Annotated in this window: 16 protein-coding genes; 7 read left to right on the top strand and 9 right to left on the bottom strand. The window is 72.8% G+C overall.

Going from position 1 to position 15,383, the window contains the following annotated elements; translation table 11 throughout:
* Positions 1-60: 60 nt before the first annotated feature.
* Positions 61-918 carry a helix-turn-helix domain-containing protein gene (locus BJ999_RS43615; RefSeq protein ID WP_218935117.1) on the top strand — a complete coding sequence of 286 codons (858 nt, stop codon included), beginning with the start codon at positions 61-63 and terminating at the stop codon, positions 916-918.
* Positions 915-1,553, top strand: a complete 639-nt coding sequence (locus tag BJ999_RS18240) for an NUDIX hydrolase (RefSeq protein WP_179834410.1) — start codon at positions 915-917, stop codon at positions 1,551-1,553. Before BJ999_RS43615 ends, BJ999_RS18240 begins: the two co-directional genes overlap by 4 nt.
* Before the next feature lie 3 nt (positions 1,554-1,556).
* Here the strand turns inward: BJ999_RS18240 and BJ999_RS18235 are convergent, their stop codons facing one another.
* From BJ999_RS18235 to BJ999_RS18225, 3 genes are all read right to left on the bottom strand, one after another.
* Complete coding sequence (locus BJ999_RS18235) at positions 1,557-2,318, bottom strand: SDR family NAD(P)-dependent oxidoreductase (RefSeq protein ID WP_179834409.1); 762 nt, start codon at positions 2,316-2,318, stop codon at positions 1,557-1,559.
* Positions 2,319-2,401: 83 nt separating this feature from the next.
* The gene (locus tag BJ999_RS18230) at positions 2,402-3,412 is read right to left on the bottom strand and encodes a methyltransferase (RefSeq protein WP_179834408.1); all 1,011 of its coding nucleotides are present in this window, start codon (positions 3,410-3,412) and stop codon (positions 2,402-2,404) included.
* A gap of 91 nt (positions 3,413-3,503) precedes the next feature.
* Positions 3,504-4,004, bottom strand: a complete 501-nt coding sequence (locus BJ999_RS18225) for an HAD domain-containing protein (protein WP_179834407.1) — start codon at positions 4,002-4,004, stop codon at positions 3,504-3,506.
* A gap of 101 nt (positions 4,005-4,105) precedes the next feature.
* On the opposite strand from BJ999_RS18225, the gene BJ999_RS18220 reads away from it, so the two are divergent.
* Together BJ999_RS18220 and BJ999_RS18215 are read left to right on the top strand one after the other, a co-directional pair.
* A complete protein-coding gene (locus BJ999_RS18220; protein WP_179834406.1) occupies positions 4,106-4,960 on the top strand; it encodes a class II glutamine amidotransferase in 855 nt (284 codons plus the stop codon).
* Positions 4,961-5,018: 58 nt separating this feature from the next.
* Positions 5,019-5,831, top strand: coding sequence for a PIG-L family deacetylase (locus tag BJ999_RS18215; RefSeq protein WP_179834405.1), 813 nt, complete (start codon positions 5,019-5,021; stop codon positions 5,829-5,831).
* Here the strand turns inward: BJ999_RS18215 and BJ999_RS18210 are convergent.
* The 5 genes from BJ999_RS18210 to BJ999_RS18190 form a co-directional block, all read right to left on the bottom strand.
* A complete protein-coding gene (locus BJ999_RS18210; protein WP_179834404.1) occupies positions 5,824-6,966 on the bottom strand; it encodes an ARPP-2 domain-containing protein in 1,143 nt (380 codons plus the stop codon). The genes BJ999_RS18215 and BJ999_RS18210 overlap by 8 nt on opposite strands.
* Positions 6,963-8,405: a hypothetical protein gene (locus BJ999_RS18205; RefSeq protein WP_179834403.1), complete on the bottom strand. Its 1,443-nt coding sequence runs from the start codon at positions 8,403-8,405 to the stop codon at positions 6,963-6,965. Before BJ999_RS18205 ends, BJ999_RS18210 begins: the two co-directional genes overlap by 4 nt.
* A 263-nt stretch (positions 8,406-8,668) precedes the next feature.
* Entirely contained in the window at positions 8,669-9,031 is a 363-nt protein-coding gene (locus tag BJ999_RS18200) for a VOC family protein (RefSeq protein ID WP_179834402.1), read from the bottom strand.
* Positions 9,032-9,115: 84 nt separating this feature from the next.
* A complete protein-coding gene (locus BJ999_RS18195; RefSeq protein WP_229810693.1) occupies positions 9,116-9,748 on the bottom strand; it encodes a TetR/AcrR family transcriptional regulator in 633 nt (210 codons plus the stop codon).
* Positions 9,741-11,033, bottom strand: coding sequence for an acyl-CoA dehydrogenase family protein (locus tag BJ999_RS18190; RefSeq protein WP_179834400.1), 1,293 nt, complete (start codon positions 11,031-11,033; stop codon positions 9,741-9,743). Before BJ999_RS18190 ends, BJ999_RS18195 begins: the two co-directional genes overlap by 8 nt.
* A 106-nt stretch (positions 11,034-11,139) precedes the next feature.
* Here BJ999_RS18190 and BJ999_RS18185 point away from each other — a divergent pair, with 106 nt between their 5' ends.
* The 3 genes from BJ999_RS18185 to BJ999_RS18175 all read left to right on the top strand — a co-directional run bounded on the left by BJ999_RS18185 (position 11,140) and on the right by BJ999_RS18175 (position 13,893).
* Positions 11,140-12,204, top strand: coding sequence for a phosphotransferase family protein (locus BJ999_RS18185; protein ID WP_308427295.1), 1,065 nt, complete (start codon positions 11,140-11,142; stop codon positions 12,202-12,204).
* A gap of 57 nt (positions 12,205-12,261) precedes the next feature.
* Positions 12,262-12,768: a GNAT family N-acetyltransferase gene (locus BJ999_RS18180; protein ID WP_179834398.1), complete on the top strand. Its 507-nt coding sequence runs from the start codon at positions 12,262-12,264 to the stop codon at positions 12,766-12,768.
* A gap of 186 nt (positions 12,769-12,954) precedes the next feature.
* Complete coding sequence (locus BJ999_RS18175; RefSeq protein WP_179834397.1) at positions 12,955-13,893, top strand: TIGR03621 family F420-dependent LLM class oxidoreductase; 939 nt, start codon at positions 12,955-12,957, stop codon at positions 13,891-13,893.
* Here BJ999_RS18175 and BJ999_RS18170 read toward each other — a convergent pair.
* Positions 13,890-15,383, bottom strand: coding sequence for a sugar ABC transporter ATP-binding protein (locus tag BJ999_RS18170; RefSeq protein WP_179834396.1), 1,494 nt, complete (start codon positions 15,381-15,383; stop codon positions 13,890-13,892). The genes BJ999_RS18175 and BJ999_RS18170 overlap by 4 nt on opposite strands.

Here is a 15,383-nt window from a genome sequence, read left to right as displayed (position 1 = left end):
CGCTAGAACGGGCCCGCGGCGCCGGTCTTGAACAAACGCGACACCGATTAGCCTGAGCCGGTGGAACGATCCCTACCCGGCGGGACGCGGGGCATCCTGCACGCGCGTACGGGGCTGGAACGGTTCCGGATCGAGCGGCTGGAACCGCCCGCCGTCCTCGCCCCGTTCGTCGCGAACTTCTGGGTGCTGCGCTGGGACCTGCGGGGACGGCCGCCGCACCGCCAGCGGGTCCTCACGCGCCCGTCGGTCCACATGACGTTCACCAGCTACCTGACCACCGGGACGACGCGGGCCCGGATCGCGGGCGTCGTGCGGGACGACTTCGTCGAGGAGATCCACGGCGAGGGGCGCGTGGTGGGGGCCGCCTTCCGGCCGGGCGGGTTCAGGCCGTTCATGGACGCGCCCGTGTCCGCGCTGACCGGCCGGTTCCCGGGAGTGGACGAGGTCTTCGGCGACGAGGGCCTGACACTCGCCGGCGAGGTCTTCGCGACCGCCGACGCGCACGAGGCGATCGGGCGGCTCGCGGCGTTCCTGACCGGCCGGGACCCCGAACCCGACCCGTCCGCGGGCAAGGCGGCGGCGGTCGTCGAGCGGATCGCGTCGTGGCCGGGCCTGGTGCGCGTCGACGAGCTGGCCGCGGACGTCGGGCTGAGCGCGCGCAGCCTGCAACGCCTGTTCCACGAGTACGTGGGCATCGGCCCGAAGTGGGTGATCCGGCGGTTCCGCATGCAGGAGGCCGCCGAGCGGGCCGCGGCCGGAACGGGGGTCGACTGGGCGCAGCTGGCGGCCGAACTCGGCTATGCCGACCAGGCGCACTTCACCCGCGACTTCACCGCCGCCGTGGGGACCTCGCCCGGGCGCTACGCGCGGGAGGCGGAGCAGGACGCGGAGGCGGGACCTGGCAGGATCGACGGATGAGCGCCCCCTCCTCCGGCCCCTTCGACGACCTCGCCGCGTTCCGGGCGCTGGCCGCCGGACGGCTCGGCTCGTTCGAGCACACGACCGTCCCGGACGCGCCCGGCCTGCGCCGTGCCGGGGTCGTGCTGTGCGCGGTCGAGCACGACGGCGTCCCCTCGTTGATCGTCATCAAGCGCGCCTACCGGGGCCGGAACGCGGGCCAGTGGGGGCTGCCGGGCGGCGGCATGGAGGACGGCGAGTCCCCCGAGCAGGCGGCGCTGCGCGAGCTGCACGAGGAGATCGGCCTGACCGCGGGTCCCGCCGACGTCCTCGGCAGGCTCGACGACTTCCCCGCCACCTCGGGCTTCGCGATCACGCCCGTCGTGGTGGTGCTGGACGACCCGGGCCCCCTCGCGCCGAGCCCGGACGAGGTCCACTCCGTCCACCACACGAGCCTGCGCAAACTCGCCGCCGACGACACCCCGGTGTGGGTCCCGCAGCCGGGCGGAGGGCGCCTCCTGCAGATGTGGCTCGGTCCCGAGTGGCGCGTCCACGCTCCGACCGGCGCGATGCTGTGGCAGTTCCGCGAGGTGGTGCTGCTGGGCCGGTCCGCCAGGGTCGCCGACTTCGCCCAGCCCGACTGGACGCGCCACTGAGCGTCAGAACGTCCCGCCGTCCACGACGACGCGCTGCCCGGTCACGTAGGACGCCGCGTCCGAGACGAGGAACCGGACCACGTCGGCGACCTCCTCGGGCGTGCACACGTGCCCGTAGGGGGACGCGGCGTCCTGCTGCCGGATGTCCTCGATGCCGGCCGTGGCACGGACCAGCCGGCGCCCCATCTCGGTGTCCACCAGACCGGGCGCGACGACGTTGACGTGCATGCCGTTGCCGCGCTCCTCCTTGGCGATCACCTGGGCGAGCGCCTCCATCGCCGCCTTGCCCATCGCGTAGGGGCCGCCGAACGCCGGCATCATGTCCGTGGCGACGCTCGACACGAAGACCAGGTCGCTGCGCTCGGCGCGCCGCATCAGCGGGATCAGCGCCTGGCTGAGGTGGTGCGGGCCGAACGCGTGCACGCGCATGACCCGCTCCAGCTCGGCCGGATCGGTGTCGGCGACGCTGTTGCCGCGGCTGGCGATCCCGGCGCTGTGCACGAGGATGTCCAGCTCCCCCAGCTCCGCCTCCACCTGCGCGGCCAGGGAACGGCACTGGTCGAGGTCGTCGACCGAGGCGCGGAACGCACGGCCCCGCGCCCCGGCGGCCTCGATGTCGGCGACCGTCTTGCGCGCGGCCTCGTCGTCGCGCCGGTAGGCGACGGCGACCCTGGCTCCGTCCGCGGCCAGCGCCAGGGCGATGGCCCGGCCGATCCCCCGGCTTCCTCCGGTGACCAGGGCCGTCCGATCGTCGAGAGAACTCACGCGACACTCCTTCGTCGGGCTGCTTGCGGCGGTCCCATCCTGCACGGCCGCGCGCCCCCGCCGTAAGCGGCCCCTGACAAAAGCTAGTCCGCGATTCCCGCCTCGATCACGTGGTACGCAGTCTCACGGAGCGGCCCGGTCAGTGAGACGGCCGTGAGCCCTGCGCTGCCCAGCAGCTCCCGGAACTCCGACTCGGTGCGTTCCCGCCCGCCGGTCGCCACGAGCATGTTGAGGTCGTTGTTGACGATGCCCCCCGACCCCGCTGTGACCATCTCCGGCATGACCTGCTCCAGGAGGAGCACCCGGTCGTCCGGGCCCATCGCGGCCCGGCAGTTCCGCAGGATCGCGGCGGCCCTCCGGTCGTCCCAATCATGGATGACGCTCTTGAGCACGTAGGCGTCGGCGCCCACGGGAACGGCTTCGAAGAAGTCGCCCGGCACGACCTCGGCGCGGTCGGCCACGTCGGACAGGGTGCGGGAGGCGTCGGCCAGTCCCGTCGGCAGGTCGAACAGGACCCCGCGCAGCCCGGGGTCGGCCCGCAGGATCGCGGCGAGCAGCGTGCCGTCCCCGCCGCCGAGGTCGGCGACCGTCCCGTAGCGGCCGAAGTCGTGCGCCTCGATGACCGCGGGCGCGACGTCGCGGGTGTGCTCGGCCATCGCCCGGTTGAACGTCTCCGACAGCTCGGCGTCCGAGGCGAAGTACTCGAACGGCGTGCTGCCGGTCACCCGTTCCCACGCGTACTCGCCCGTGCGGACCGTCTCGGCCATATCGCCCCAGGTCCGCCACACCTGCGGCCCGCAGAAAAGCCTGATCAGCGAGCGGATCGAGTCGGGGGCGTCCGCGCGCAGCCGCCGCCCCTCCGCGGTCAGCGCGAACAGGTCCGGCTCCTTCTGCGCCACGACGCCGAGGCCGGTGAGGCCGCGCAGCAGCCGGTGGAGGGACGGTGCGTGGGCGCCGGTCGCCTCCGCCAGCTCGGTGCTCGATCTCGGCCTGTCATCGGTGAAGGCGTCCGCCACCCCGATCTCGGTGGCCACGTGAATCATCTGCGCCGGCATGAACCCGAAGGCCAGGTCCATCAATGGTGATCTCGGCATCGTCGGCTCCCTTCCTTGTCCTCCCCGACGCTAGGAGGCCCCCGGAAGGGGCGTCTTGGACGAATGGAACCTCGGGCCGCCGGGCCCGCGCTCAGACGGAGCGAGCGCGCAGCCAGGCCGCGGCGGCCTCGACATGGTCGTCGGTCAGGCCGGTCAGCGGGTCGATCTCCACGAGCAGGTGCTCGGCGACGTCCGGCTCCCCCGCGAGGCACGCGGTGGCGTCCGGCTCGTCCTCGAACCAGACGAACGGCCGGCCCTCCGCCCACGCCGCCACGTGCCGGGCCTTCCACGCGCCCAGCGTGCGGCCCTCCGTGATGCCGGGGAACCGCGGGATCGGCACGAACGGCAGCTCCGGAAGCCCGATGCGGGGAGCGATCCACTCGTTGGCGCTGTCGCACCAGTAGCTCGCCCAGGCCAGTTCGGCGCCCGTGGACTCGGCCAGGTCGAGCAGCGCCGCGCCGTGCCCGGGATAGAGCCACAGCTTGTACGTCATCCCGTTCGGGGAGCATTCGTGCCGCTGGAAGCCGCGGTGCGGCCGCTCGAACGGGTTGAGCACTCCGTCAACGTCCAGCAGAACCACCGGCGACCCCATACACGGACCGTACGACATCCGAGGCCGTCCGTCGAAGGCGATTTGCCGCGCCCATTACCGAGTGCAGTCTTAGGTCGCCGCCAGGCGGGCATCGTCCGCGCATGTGCCGCCTGTTCGGGATGACCACGGGAGGACCCCGCGTCCGCGCCACCTTCTGGCTGCTGGACGCTCCCGACAGCCTGCGCGCCCAGAGCCGCCGCATGCCCGACGGGACGGGCCTCGGCTGGTTCTCGCTCGGCGGGGAGCCCGTCCGCGACCGCGCCCCCGTCGCCGCGTTCCAGGACGCCGACTTCAACTCCGAGGCACGGTACGTGGTGTCGCACACCTTCGTCTCCCACATCCGTTACGCCTCGACCGGCGCTCCCGACGTCCACAACTCCCACCCCTTCGTCATGGACGACCGGCTGTTCGCCCACAACGGGGTGGTGCGGGGTGTCGACGTCCTCGACTCATGGCTCACGGACGTGGACCGGGTGCCGGTCCAGGGGCAGACCGATTCCGAGCTCGTGTTCGCCTACATCACGGCGCAGATCCGGCGGCAGGGCGACACGGCCGCCGGGCTGATCGCGGCCGTCCGGCGCATCGCCGCCGAGTTGCCGATCTTCGCGTTGAACATCCTGCTGGCCGAGTCGGGGCGGCTGTGGGCGCTGCGCTACCCGGACACCCACGAGCTGTGGGTGTCCACCCCGCAGCTGACCGAGCGGGGCGCGGAATGCCACCTCGGCGCGGGCCGCGAGGAGGGCCGGGTGAAGGTGGTCAGGCACCGGGTGTCGACGCCGGCGTGCGTCCTCGCCAGCGAGCGCCTGGACGACGATCCCGGCTGGCGGCTCCTCGACCCCGGCGAGCTGCTCGTGCTGGACGGTCTGGAGGCGTCCTCGGTGTTCCCCTTCGACGCGCCCGCGCACCCACTGACGGTCGCCGATCTTTCGGGGGCCGAGTCCATCTCGCAGGCATGATCGACTGTCACACCCGGGACATAGAGTGGACGGCCGAACCCTGCTGAGGAGTCACCCGATGACGCATGAGCTCACGTTGATGGCCGTCCACGCCCACCCCGACGACGAAGTGCTGGGAACCGGCGGCCTGCTCGCCCGCAGCGCGGCCGAGGGCGTCCGGACGGTCCTGGTCACCTGCACCAATGGCGAGCAGGGCGACGACTCCGGCGGTGTGAAGCCCGGCGAGCCCGGGCACGACGCCGAGGGGGTGGCGCGGCGCCGCCTCGCCGAGCTCCGTGAGTCCGCCTCGCTTCTCGACATCGGCCACCTGGAGCTGCTCGGCTACCGCGACTCCGGCATGGACGGCTGGTCCACCAATGACGACCCGGCGGCGTTCGCGAACATACAGATCGAGGAGTCCGCCGGGCGGCTCGCGGCGCTGATGGAGCGCTACCGGCCGCAGGTGGTCGTCACCTACGACGAGAACGGCGGCTACGGGCACCCCGACCACATCCAGGCCCACCGGATCGCGCTCGCCGCCGCCGAGCAGACCGGCATTCCCGACAAGCTCTACTACACGGCCATTCCGCGGTCAGGTATCAAGCAGATGTTCGAGGCCGCCCGGGCCGCGGGCATGGACCTCGGCTTCGAACCGCCCGAGGACTTCGGTACCCCCGACGAGCTGATCACCAGCGCGCTCGACGTCGCCGCCCATTTCGAGGCCAAGCGCGACGCGCTGCTGGCGCACGCCAGCCAGGGCGAGAACATCTTCCTGCTGAAGCTGCCGGAGGAGATGCAGAAGGCGGCGTTCTCCTCGGAGGCGTTCATCCGCCACTTCAGCCGGGTCGAGGCGCCGAGCCGGGAGGACGACCTGTTCGCGGGCCTCAGGTAGCGCGGCGCTGCGCCCGGAAGTGGTCGAGGACGTCCTGCCGCAGCAGGTAGCCGAATCCGGCCCGTTCGAGGCGCAGCGCCAGACCCGCGCTGTCGGCGCCGAGGGCGGCGGCGGTGGCGCTCAGCCGCCAGTCGTGCTCGGCCAGCCGCCTGAGCAGGTACCCGCGCCTGACCTGCGCCTCCGAGAGGCGGAACGTCTTGAGGTAGGCGACCTCGCCGCCCCCGCCGGTGATGATCTCCCCGATGTGGTTCTCCCTGCCCAGCGCGAACGAGGGCAGGAACCGCGCCAGCTCGAACCCGCGCAGCGACTGCACCGCCCGGCGCGACCCGTCCTCGTCGAAGAGCCGCCCGGCCATGACCTCGTCGTGGAAGGCGGCCCACTCCGCCTCGCGCATCTCCGCCGCGACGCGCAGGTCGCCCAGCGTCCTGATACCGGCGGGGTCGATCGGCGCGGAGAGGTCGCCGGCGGGCGCGCCCAGCAGGCCGTACATGTAGATCAGCTCACCGAAGAGGTCCTCGACCAGCGTCGGGTGCAGCGCCCGGTAGTCGTCGGGGTGCGGCACGACGAACGCGCTGGCCAGGGCGTCGGCCACGTACACCAGGACGCCGCACTGGCCCGGATGGATCTCGAAGATCCGCAGCGCGTCCTCCAGCCCGCGCACCCGCCGACCGAGGTAGGTCTCCTCGCAGCGCGGCGACAGCCCGTGCGCGACCGCCCTGCGCGACCACTCCTCCCACGCGATCTCCGGGCCGCCGAAGTGCAGCGCCAGATAGCCCTCGACGGCCAGGTGCAGCGGGAGGAAGCGGAGCCGGTCCCTGCCCGCCTTCCTGGCCATCCGCCGCGTGAACCGCACGGGCATGCGCGGCGGGGCGGCTCGCGTGTCGCGCTCCAGGAGACGCGTCCCGTACGAGGCCGCCTGCGTCTGGTCGCCGTCGCTCCACGTCGCGACGAAGGCATGGGGGACGAACGAGACGTAGGCGGCGTCGCCCACGTCCACGACCGTCACCGGCTCCTCGAACACCTTCCGGTGCAGCCGCAGGTGGGGCACGGGCTCGTCCCGGACGAGGGGGACGAGCCTGACCGAGCCCCACACCTGCGCGGGCCTGGTCTCCAGCCCGTCCAGCGTGATCGTCATGCGCGCTCCCCGAGGAAGCGGGCCGTCCGGTCGGACAGGTGCGCCCGCAGCTTCGGCAGGCCGACCCGCCCCTCGGCGAACCGGGCCAGCTCGACCAGCGTCGGCAGGTCCTCGGCGTCCCGGACGCCCGCGGTCGGTACGCCCGGCGCGAGCCGCCGCACGTCGAAGTCGTCGGCGTCGTACACGGGGTTCAGGTGCACGATCATGACCCGCTGCCCCGGCGCGCGCCGGTGCCCGGGGTCCAGGCGCGTCCGCCAGACGCGCAGGACGTCCGCGGCCAGCCCCGGCGGCGCGTTGTCCCAGCCGTCGGAGACGATGAGGAGCCGTTCGGGTCCCGTCTCCAGCGCGTCGATGATCCGGTGGCCGAGCGGCGTCGGGCCGGACGGATACACCAGCAGCTCGTCGGTGCGTCCCGACGTCCACAGCGGCGTGTACTCCTTCGCGAGCGCCTCCAGCAGGTAGTGCGCGGCGAGCGCGACCGCCAGCGGGCGCCTGCGCTTCTCCCCCGAGCCCAGCGAGGAGTAGCTGTCGTCCAGCACCGCCGTGACCCGCCCCCATGAGCCGCGCGCGGCCCCGGCCACGCGCCGCGCGGCGGTGCGCAGCGCCTGGGACAGCTCGGCCCTCCGCCGGGCCCGATCGTCCAGCGGCAGAGCCAGCACGTACGACGCAAGCCTCGTCAGCGGCATCTCGCCCAGGTCGGCCCGCACGGCCTCGACCTTCGCCTCCCGCGCGCTCTCCTGCAGGCGCAACCGCTCCAGCCGCGTCATCCGGTGCTGGATCCGCTCCAGGAAGACCTCGCGCGGGATCTTGTGCTTGGCGGCGAACCCCTCCGCGACCGTGTACGGAAGCTCGTAGATCGCGGCCTGCTCGTAGTGCGCCCGCCGCCACTGCTCGTAGAGGGGCGTCTGGAACGCCTTGACGCCGGACGGCGCGAACAGGAACGCCGGCTGCTCGCCGCGGAGCCGCAGATGCGCGTGGCGCACCGCGTCCTTCACCGCCGTCCGGTACTTCACGGAGTCGAACGCCGGGTCGCGGCGCCCGGCCATCCAGTCGCGGATGATGGCGCGCGTCCGCCGGTTGTTCACACCGCGCCGCCGCAGGTCGCGGAACAGCCGGTACACCCGCTGCGGCGGCAGCGTCTCCAGCCGCCGGGCGATCAGCCGCCCCTCGCCGCGCCGCGGCTCGACCCCCACGTCGCCCGCGCGCACCAGCAGATTGCGGATGATGATCGCCGCATTGTGGTCGTTGACGTCCAGCGCGAGCACCGCCGCGTACATGTCGCGGTAGTTCTCCAGCATGTACTCGTGCAGGAACTCCAGGCTGAGCCGCTGCTCTCCCGAACCGTGGTGGAACTCCCGCTGCCCGGTGGACGTGATCGCCGCGTTCACGAACATCAGCACGTCCTCGCACGCGACGAGGTCGGCGAACGTCTCGCTCATCATTCCCCCGGTCGGTCAAAGGCGCCGGCCGGGGAATGGGGGCACGAGCAGCGAAGCATCGCTTAAGAGGCAAGTTCCGGAAGTCGCACCGAAGTCCCGCGGCCGGCTTCCGCACCGTAGCACCACATTCTTCACGAAGCCCTCCCCATTAATCACGAGGGCCTGAAGCATCGTGTTCGGCGACGGGCGCGGGAGCCGGGTCGGAGCGGTCCGATAGGCGGGGAGGACTCACCCGCCGAAAGGCATTCCGCCCTGGGTCGGGGTCAGGGGCGGTAGGTGCCGAAGTACCACTCGTTGCCGTCGGGGTCGCGGGCCGCGTAGTCGCGGGAGCCGTAGTCCTGGTCGGCCAGCTCACGAAAGATCTCGGCTCCCGCGGCCTTGGCGCGGTCGTGGTGGGCGTCGGGGTCGTCGATGGCGACGTAGACGGCGGCCGTGGCGGTGGAGGCGGCCCCGAACATGATGAGGCCGGTGTCGTAGCGCATCTCCGCGTGGACGACGGTGCCCTTGTCGTCCTTGTGGACGTCCACGGGTTCGAAGCCGAAGGCCTTCTCCAGCCATGCGAGCGTCTCGGCCGGGTCGGCCGAGCGGATCAACGGGTAGAAGGTGCGGCGGATCTCGCTGGTCATGTCGTCCTCCCTGAGTCTGGGATGCCCAGTCTGCGGGAAGCGGACCCGCCCGTCTTGGACGAATGTGACCTGGGCTTTCGACGATCAGCGGCGGGCGGCGTCGCGTTCGGCGGCGAGGCGGCGTGTCTCCGGGGAGACGGGGGCGCCGAGGATCGCCGCGACGACGTCGATCAGATAGCTGGTGAACAGGCGGTCGTCGGTGCGGGGGCCGGAGCGGGCGCGGCGGGCCAGCTCGATCGCGGCGTACAGGATGGCGGTGAAGCGGCGGTGCAGCCGGGCCGCGTCCTCCTCCAGGAGGGGCTCCACCAGGGTCCGCCAGCGGCAGAGGCTGTCGCGGGGATCGTCCAGGACCGCCACGGGGACGAGGGGGTCCGGGCGGTTCAGCACGTCCGCCCAGATCTGCAGGTAGGCGCGGCCCGAGGCGTCGGCCAGGCGGGCCGACATGGGGCGGACGAGGGCCGCGGCCAGGGGGCGGACGCCCTGCTCGCCGTCCTGGTAGGCGTCGAGCAGGGCGTGGCGGCGGGCCTCGACCTCGGGGGCGTGCCGGGCGAAGATCGCGCGCAGGATCCCGGCGCGGTCGCCGAAGTGGTACTGGACGGCCGTGGCGTTGCGCGCTCCGGCCTCCTGGAGGATCTCGCGGAGGCTGACGGCGTCCACGCCGCGGGCGGCGTAGAGGGTCTCGGCCGCGTCCAGCAGTCGTTCCCGTGTGTCACTCATTGCCGATCGCATGCTCCAGGGCCTCGGCGAACCGCTCGCGGGCCGCCGCCCGGCGGGTGGGCAGGTGGCCGGAAGGCCACAGGCCCTCGACGGGCTCGACGTCGCGCAGCAACTGCCGGGCCACGGTGATCTTGTGGACCTCGGTGGGGCCGTCGGCGATTCCCATCGCCTCGGCCCCCATCATCATGGCGGCGAACGGCATCTCGTTCGACACGCCGAGGGCGCCGTGCAGGTGCATCGCGCGCTGGACGACGTCGTGGTAGACCTTCGGCATCGCGGCCTTCACCGCGGCGATGTCCTTGCGGACCTTCTTGTAGTCCCGGTGCCGGTCGATCAGCCAGGCGGTGCGCAGCACGAGCAGCCGGAACTGCTCGATCTCGATCCAGCTGTCGGCGATCTTCTCCTGGGTCATCTGCATCTTCGCCAGCGGCCCGAACCGGGTCTGCCGGGAGACCGCGCGCTCGCACATCATGTCGAACGCCTTGCGGACCTGCGCGATCGTCCGCATGGCGTGGTGGATGCGGCCGCCGCCCAGGCGTGTCTGGGCGATGACGAACGCCCCGCCCTCCTCTCCGAGGAGAGACTCGGCCGGCACCCGGACGTCCTCGTACCGCAGATACCCGTGGGAGCCCTCGCGCTCGGCGCCGACGCCCACGTTCCGCACGGTGATCAGCCCGGGCGCATCGGCCGGCACGATGAACATCGACATGCCCTCGTAGGCGGACACGTCGGGGTTCGTCACGGCCATCACGATCAGGAACGTCGCGTGGCGGGCGTTGGAGGAGAACCACTTCTCGCCGTTGATGACCCAGCCGTCCCCGTCGCGGACGGCGCGCGTGGTGAACAGGGTCGGGTCGGCTCCCCCGTGCGGCTCGGTCATCGAGTAGGAAGAGGAGATCTCGCCGTCCAGGAGGGGGCGCAGGTAGCGCTCCTTCTGCTCGGGCGTGCCGAAGTGGGCGATGATCTCGGCGTTGCCGGAGTCGGGCGCCTGGCAGCCGAACACCGACGGCGCCCAGCGGGAACGGCCCAGGATCTCGTTCAGCAGCGCGAGCCTCACCTGCCCGTACCCCTGGCCGCCCAGTTCGGGACCCAGGTGACACGCCCACAGGCCCTTGTCGCGCACCTGGTCCTGGAGGGGGCGCACGAGCCGCTTGTAGCGGGGGTCGGCCTTGTCGTAGGGGTCGCCGAGCACCAGGTCGAGGGGTTCGACCTCGTCCTGGACGAAGGCGTCCGCCCAGTCGAGAAGTTCCTGGTAGGCGGGGTCGGTCTCGAAGTCCCAAGCCATGGCGAGCCTCCTCGGTCGTGTCCCCCGATAATCAGGGCTCCTCAGTATGTAATGCAAGTGCATGACTGTTACTCTCCGGTGCATCGAGCGTCGGAAAGGAACCGCCGTGCAGCCTGAGCAGGTCGACCGCGCCCTGGTGGACTTCGACGTCCTGGGCGGGTGGATGGAAGGCCGGGGCCTGCCGGGCGGCCCGTTCGAGGGCGTCGAGCGGCTGGCGGGCGGCACCCAGAACACGCTGATCCGGTTCCGGCGCGGCGGCCGCGACTACGTGCTCAGGCGCGGTCCCGGCCACCTGCGCGCGAGGACGAACGAGGTCCTGCGGCGCGAGGCCCGCGTGCTGGGAGCGCTCGACGGGACCGACGTCCCCGCGCCGCGCCTCATCGCGGCCTGCCCGGACGAGACGGTCATGGGCGGCGCGGTCTTCTACCTCATGACCCCGGTGGACGGCTTCAACGCGTCGGTCACGCTGCCCGAGTTGCACGCGCGGGACGCGTCCGTCCGGCGCGAGATGGGGCTGAACGCGGCACGGGCGCTCTCCGCCTTGGGCGCCGTCGACCACGCGGCGGTCGGCCTCGGCGATTTCGGCAAGCCCGAGGGCTTCCTGGAGCGGCAGGTGGGCCGCTGGATGTCCGAACTCGACTCCTACAGCACGCTCGACGGCTACCCCGGGCCGGAGATCCCCGGCCTCGACGACGTCGCGCGGTGGCTGGAGGAGCACCGCCCCCAGACGTGGCGCCCGGGGATCATGCACGGCGACTACCACCTGGCCAACCTGATGTACTCCTTCGACGGTCCGGAGGTCGCCGCGATCGTCGACTGGGAGATGTGCACGGTCGGCGACCCGCTGCTCGACCTCGGCTGGCTGCTGGCCACCTGGCCCGACCGCGCCGACCAGAGCGCGGCCCTGGCCGGCCCGCTCGGCGCCGCGGGCGGCCTGCCCGCCGCCGAGGAGCTGGTCGAGGTCTACGCCGAGCGCGCGGGCGCCGTCGACGGGCGCGACCTGTCGTCCATCACCTGGTACGCGGTGCTGGCCTGCTTCAAGCTCGGCGTCGTCCTGGAGGGCACGCACGCCCGCGCGTTCGCGGGCAAGGCCCCCAAGGAGACCGGTGACCTCCTCCACTCGATCACGCTCGGCCTCTTCACCCGCGCCCGCGACTTCATCGGCTCCTAGGGTCCCCTCGCGCGGCAGATCGAGGACTGCCAGGATCTCCTCGCACGAGGAGGTGCGATGGAGATTTACAAGGGCGGGCCCGGCGACGCCCCGGTGATGGTGGCGATGTTGGACGGGGCGGTGGCCTGGCTCGCCGCCAACGGCCGTACGGGGCAGTGGGGCAGCGAGCCGTGGTCGGGGGATCCGCGCCGCGTCGAGCGGATCGCGGGCATCGCCCGCGACGACGAGATCTGGGTGGCGCGGGTCGACGGGCGGCCAGCCGGCGTCATGGCGGTCGCGCCCGGGCCCCCGCACTACGTCGACCCGGTCGACGAGCCGGAGCTGTACATCACCCTCCTGGTCACCGACCGCGCGTTCGCCGGGCACGGTGTGGGCGGGGCGCTGATCGCCAAGGCGAGGGACGAGGCCGGGGCGAAGGGCGTCGGCCTGCTGCGCGTCGACTGCTACGGCGGCGACGACGGGCGGCTGGTGGAGTACTACCGCAGCAACGGGTTCGAGACGGACGCCGCCTTCACGGTCGGCGACTGGCCGGGACGGGTCCTGTCCCAGCGTATCGGCAGGTAGGCGGCCCGCCGCTTGCAAAACCGCGCCGCGCGCCGCAGCCTGGAAGTGACCGGCGCGAACGGGGCAGTCGGTGACGCCCTTACGCCGCACGGACGGCGACCGAGCCGCTCGCCCCGTTCCGCCGGTCGAAACCTCATGTCGCATTCCTGCCAGCCAGACGCCCCTGCCACGGGGCACGCTCGGGACATGCACAGGAACTTCCGCTTCGGCGTCGTGGGCGAGTCGATCCGCTCGGGCAGAGAACTCGCCGGCACGGCCCGCCGCGCCGAAGAGCTCGGATACGACGTCCTGACCTTGCGGGACCACTTCGTCGCCGGGCCGTTCGGCGACCAGCTCGCACCCATGGTGGCGCTGGCGTCCGCCGCGGCCGCGACGAGCGCGCTGCGGCTGGGCACGATGGTGCTCTCCAACGACTTCCGGCACCCGGTGATGCTCGCCAAGGAGGCCGCGACGCTCGACCACCTGTCGGACGGTCGGTTCGAATTGGGTCTCGGCGCGGGCTGGCTGCGCGAGGAGTACGAGGCCGCCGGAATGGCGTTCGACCGGCCCGGGACGCGGGTCGGGCGCCTTGCGGAGTCACTGCAGGTCCTGCGCGGCCTGCTGAGCGGCGAGAAGACGACGTTCACCGGCGAGCATTACACGATCGACGGTCTGGCGGTCTTCCCGCGCCCGGAGCGGCGCCCGCCGCTCGTCGTCGGCGCGGGCAGCCGGCGCATGCTCGGCATCGCCGGCCGCTACGCCGACACGGTCGGGATCCTCCCCCGCGCCCTGCCCGAGGGGACGATCTCGGAGGAGGTCTCCGAGCGCCTCCCGGACACCATCGCCCGCAAGGTCGACTGGGTCCGCGAGGCCGCCGCGGGGCGGGACGTCGAGCTGAGCATGATGGTGACGCCCACGTTCGGCCCCGACCCTCGCCGCGCCGCCGCGAAGGTCGCGGTGACGCGCGGCTGGGGCACGTCGTCGGCCGAGGTCGTCCTCGACATGCCGTCCCAGTTCGTGGGCCCGCCCGAGCACATCGCCGAGCAGATGCTGGCACGCCGGGACCGCTTCGGCTTCACCTACTACCAGGTCTCGGACGCGGTCATGGAGGCGTTCGCCCCCGTCATCCCTCTCCTTGCCCCCTAGAGGGGATCGGCGAAGCCGGCGTTCATGGCGAGGCTCAGCTCCGGCTCGGTGAGCCGGTCGCCCTCCAGGGCGTCGACGATGCGGCCGCGCTGGAGGACCACGACGCGGTGGCACAGCTCCACCAGCTCGGCCAGGTCGCTGGAGGCGATCATGACCACCTTCCCCTCGGCGGCGAGGTCGCGGACGATGGCGTGCAGCTCGGTGCGGGCGCCGACGTCCACGCCGCGCGTCGGGTCGTCCAGGGCGAGGACGGCCGGGTCGGCGTCCAGCCACTTGGCGAGGACGGCCTTCTGCTGGTTGCCGCCGGACAGGTTCCCCGCCCGGCCGTGGACGTCGCCGCGCACCCGCAGCCGCTCCATGTGGCCGCGGGAGCGCGCGACGAGGCGGGACCGGCGCGGCATGAGCCCGCCGCGTCCCTGACCGAGCCAGCTCACGGACGTGATGTTCTCCCAGAGCGCCTTGTCGAGCATCAGCCCGCGACCCTTGCGGTCGCCGGAGATGTAGGCGACGCCCGCGGTCACCGCGTGCCGGGCGGAGCGGGGCCTCCGCCCGTCCGGCAGCCGGACCGTGCCGGACGACGGCCGGGCCCGCCCGCACACGGCGTCCAGCACGGACAGGTGGCCGGAGCCCTGCAGGCCGACCAGCCCGACGATCTCGCCGCCCTCGGCGGTGAGGGAGACCTCGCGCAGCCGGCCGGGCACCGTCACGCCGTTCAGGGCGACCGCCGCCCCGCCGGGGCGGCGCGGGGCGGCGGTCGCGGCTGTCGCATGCCGGGCGGGCTGCCCGAGCATCGCGGTGACCAGGGAGTCCAGCCCGACGTCGGCCGCGGGCTCGCCCGGCAGCACGACCCGGCCGTCACGCAGGACGGTGACCCGCGTCGCGACCCGCATGACCTCCTCCAGGAAGTGCGAGATGTACAGGACGGCGAGGCCCCGTCCGGCCAGCCGCCGAGTGACGGCGGCGAGCCGTGCGGCGGCGTCGCGGGGCAGCGCCGAGGTGGGCTCGTCCAGGATCAGGACGCGCGGGTTCTGCAGCAGCGCCCGGCAGATCTCCAGAAGCTGCCGGTCGGCGAGGGGCAGCTCGCCGACCCTGGCGTGCGGCGGCGGGTCCAGGCCCAGCTCGGCCAGGACGGGCTCGGCCAGGCGCCGCATCTCCCGCGTGCTGACCAGGCCCCCGCGTCGCGGCGCCCCGTAGGGGAAGAGGTTCTCCAGCACGGTCAGGTCGTCGTAGGTCATCAGCTCCTGCGACACGATCGCGACGCCCTGCGCCGCCGCCTGCCGGGCGTCGGCGAACCGGACGCGCGCGCCGTCCAGCTCGACCGTGCCGCCCTCGGGCCGCACCACCCCGGAGATGATCTTCACAAGGGTGGACTTGCCGGCGCCGTTCTCGCCGACGAGCGCGTGCACCTCCCCCGCGTCCAGGGTGATGCCGACGCCGTCGAGGGCGGTGACCCCGCCGTAGTGCTTGACCAGGCCGGAGGCGACCAGCAT

Source organism: Actinomadura citrea, assembly GCF_013409045.1.
GTDB lineage: Bacteria > Actinomycetota > Actinomycetes > Streptosporangiales > Streptosporangiaceae > Spirillospora > Spirillospora citrea.
Note: the sequence above shows the minus strand (reverse complement) of the source record. Positions and strands in the feature narration are given on the sequence as shown.